The organism is Streptomyces sp. NPDC059695, from assembly GCF_042733785.1.
Lineage (GTDB): Bacteria > Actinomycetota > Actinomycetes > Streptomycetales > Streptomycetaceae > Streptomyces.
This window is the reverse complement of sequence record NZ_JBHWFF010000013.1, coordinates 186,732-189,824: the sequence shown is the minus strand read 5'-3', so window position 1 is coordinate 189,824 and position 3,093 is coordinate 186,732. Positions and strand designations below refer to the sequence as shown.

Here is a 3,093-nt window from a genome sequence, read left to right as displayed (position 1 = left end):
TGTTTTAACACACACTGTAATTCCCCCACCTTTTGTTCACCAACCTCAACCACTTGGTTCTGGTGGGTTTTGTGTGGGGGCCCGTTTCTGCCCCGCCCCCCCCCCCCCCGCGGATCCGTGGCTCAGTGGGCCGGGGTGCCGACCTTCGGGAGCTCGGTGCGGACGCCGGCGTCGCCCGCGTCCGCCGTGTAGTCCTCCGGGGAGGTCTCGTCGACGCCCTCGGGGGCCTTGACGGCCTTGAGGACGAAGGTCAGCACGACCGTGACGACGACGTTGAGCGTGAAGGCGGTGAGGCCGATGTAGCCGATCTCGCCGATGCCGGGGATCTCGGCGGCCGAGCCGCCGAAGTGCTTCTGGGTCGGGCTGGCCACGCCGTACGCGGCGGCGGTGCCGTAGACCATGCCGACGGCCCAGCCGGCGAGCAGCGCCCAGCGGTGGAACCAGCGGGTGAAGAGTCCGCCGACGAGCGCCGGGAAGGTCTGCAGGATCCAGATGCCGCCGAGCAGCTGGAAGTTGATCGCGACCGTCTTGTCCATGGTGAGGACGAAGACGAGCGCGCCCACCTTCACCAGCAGCGAGACCAGCTTGGAGACCTTGGTCTCCTGGGACGGGGTGGCGTCCGGCTTGATGAAGTCCTTGTAGATGTTGCGGGTGAAGAGGTTGGCCGCGGCGATCGACATGATCGCGGCCGGGACGAGCGCGCCGATGCCGATCGCGGCGAACGCGACGCCCGCGAACCAGTCCGGGAACATGGTCTCGAAGAGCTGCGGGATGGCGAGCTGGCCGTTCGTGACCTTGATGCCGGCGGCGATCGCCATGAAGCCGAGCAGCGCGAGCAGGCCCAGCATCAGGGAGTACAGCGGCAGGATCGTGGTGTTGCGGCGGATGACCTCACGGCTCCGGGACGACAGCGTCGCCGTGATGGAGTGCGGGTACATGAACAGCGCGAGCGCCGAGCCGAGGGCGAGCGTCGCGTACGTCCACTGCCCGGCCTCGCCGGGGACGAGCGTGCCGCGCGGCTTGCCGGTCGCCGGGTTGGTCTGCGCGTACGCCTCGCCGGCCTTGCTGAAGATCTCGTCGAAGCCGCCCAGCTTGATCGGGATGTAGATGATCGCCACCACGATGACGATGTAGATCAGGGTGTCCTTGACGAAGGCGATGAGCGCCGGAGCGCGCAGGCCCGAGGAGTACGTGTACGCCGCGAGGACGCCGAAGGCGATCAGCAGCGGCAGGTCCTTGACGAACCAGTGGGTGTTCTCGCCGCCGCCGACGCCCATCACGTCCAGGACGGCCTGGATGCCGACGAGCTGGAGCGCGATGTACGGCATGGTGGCGAGGATGCCGGTGACCGCCACCGCCAGGGAGAGGCCCTTGGAGCCGAAGCGGCCGCGCACGAAGTCGGAGGTGGTGACGTATCCGTGCTTGTGCGAGACCGACCAGAGGCGCGGCAGGAAGGTGAAGATCAGCGGGTACACCAGGATCGTGTACGGGACGGCGAAGAAGCCGGCCGCGCCCGCCGCGTAGATGGCCGCGGGGACGGCGACGAAGGTGTACGCCGTGTAGAGGTCGCCGCCGAGCAGGAACCAGGTCACCCAGGTGCCGAACGACCGGCCGCCCAGGCCCCATTCGTCGAGGCTCTGCTCGTTGTCGGCCTTGCGCCAGCGCGCGGCCAGGAATCCCATGACCGTGACGGCCAGGAAGAAGAAGACGAAGACGCCGAGCGCCACGCCGTTCACGCCGTCCTTCATCGCGCGTCACCTCCCTTGCGGGCACGCTGGTCCAGCTGCCACAGCTTGTACGCGATCATGGTGAGAGCCGTGGAGATCAGCACCCAGAGCATCTGGTACCAGTAGAAGAAGGGGATTCCGGCGAAGAGCGGTTCGGTCTTCGCGTAGGAGCTCACCCAGAGCATCGCCACGAACGGGGCGATCAGGCAGAGCGCGATCACCACCCGCAGCGGGGTGATGGCCGGTTGTTTCCCTTGTGTCGCATCTGGCGTTTCTGACATGGCGATTCCGTCCCCTCGCTGATCACCTCGGTAATGCTGGGGAAATCTAGGGGACGGTACTCCTCTACGGAACCCCTGTCCGCATAACGGATGCGACTTTGTCAGAGCCATCCCGATAACGGACGGGAATTCTCAGAGCCAGCCCTCTTTCGCCGCCCGTACGCCCGCCTCGAACCGGCTGCGCGCACCCAGTCTGTTCATCAGTTCGGAACTCATCCGGCGGACGGTCCGCAGCGAGACCCCGAGCCGGCGGGCCGCGATGTCGTCCGTGCAGCCGATGCCGAGGAGCATCAGCAACTCCCGCTCCTGCGGGGAGAGGTCGTGCGCGTCGCGGCGCGGGGCCTCGCCGAAGGGGGTGCCCGCGTCCCACAGCCGGTCGAAGAGCACCACCAGCGCGTGGACCAGGCCGGGGCTGCGCACTTCGAGGGCTCCCGCGCGCCCGTCCTCCGGGTCGACGGGGACGAGCGCGGCCTCCCGGTCGACGATCACCATGAGCATCGGGACGACGGGCACGGTCCGCGCCTCGCCGCCGAGGTTGCAGTACCAGCGCACGTACTCGACGGTCGGCGGGTCGTTGCGGAAGCTCTCCTGGTAGATCGACCGGATCTTCACCCCGCGCTCCAGGGCGAGTTGGTCGAGCGGCTGGCTCGCGTCCATCGTGTCGGGGAGCTGTGCGCCGCCGGGCAGCAGCGAGAGGCACTCGGTGCGGGCGTTCGCGGCCAGGTCCTCCAGGCGTTCGCGGACGTCGTTGAGCCCCGTGATCCGGTCCACGAGGTCGTGCCGGACGCCCGGTTCGCCGCAGTCCGCGTACGAGGCGAGGATGCCGGCGACCGCCCGCCCGGCCTGCTCGACCTGGCGCTTGCGCTTGCTCAGTTCGGCCTCGGCGCGGGAGAGCAGGAACGAGAAGCCGACGTCCGGGTTGAAGGGTTCCACCTCGCCCGAGGAGTCGTCCATGAGGACGAGCTTGAGGTGGGGGCGGCGGGCGCGCGCGCCCCCGGGCGCCGGCGCGGGGGGGGGCCCCGGTGGGGGCCCCAAACCGCACAGGGGGAGAGGGGGCCGCCCGGGGCACGGGGGTGGGGGGCCCC

General features: G+C 69.0%; 3 protein-coding genes. All 3 read right to left on the bottom strand.

Annotation, left to right across the window (positions count from 1 at the left end):
* Positions 1–122: 122 nt before the first annotated feature.
* The gene (gene mctP, locus ACFV2S_RS18680; RefSeq protein WP_385559887.1) at positions 123–1,748 is read right to left on the bottom strand and encodes a monocarboxylate uptake permease MctP; all 1,626 of its coding nucleotides are present in this window, start codon (positions 1,746–1,748) and stop codon (positions 123–125) included.
* Complete coding sequence (locus ACFV2S_RS18675; protein ID WP_383794767.1) at positions 1,745–2,008, bottom strand: DUF3311 domain-containing protein; 264 nt, start codon at positions 2,006–2,008, stop codon at positions 1,745–1,747. The genes mctP and ACFV2S_RS18675 overlap by 4 nt, the downstream gene beginning before the upstream one ends.
* A gap of 132 nt (positions 2,009–2,140) precedes the next feature.
* Entirely contained in the window at positions 2,141–2,962 is an 822-nt protein-coding gene (locus tag ACFV2S_RS18670) for a LuxR C-terminal-related transcriptional regulator (protein WP_385559883.1), read from the bottom strand.
* Positions 2,963–3,093 lie beyond the last annotated feature (131 nt).

Bases quoted from the DNA above. Each gene is read 5' to 3' on its own strand.
- mctP (WP_385559887.1), bottom strand. From the start codon at position 1,748: ATGAAGGACGGCGTGAACGGCGTGGCGCTCGGCGTCTTCGTCTTCTTC.
- ACFV2S_RS18675 (WP_383794767.1), bottom strand. From the start codon at position 2,008: ATGTCAGAAACGCCAGATGCGACACAAGGGAAACAACCGGCCATCACC.
- ACFV2S_RS18670 (WP_385559883.1), bottom strand. From the start codon at position 2,962: ATGGACGACTCCTCGGGCGAGGTGGAACCCTTCAACCCGGACGTCGGC.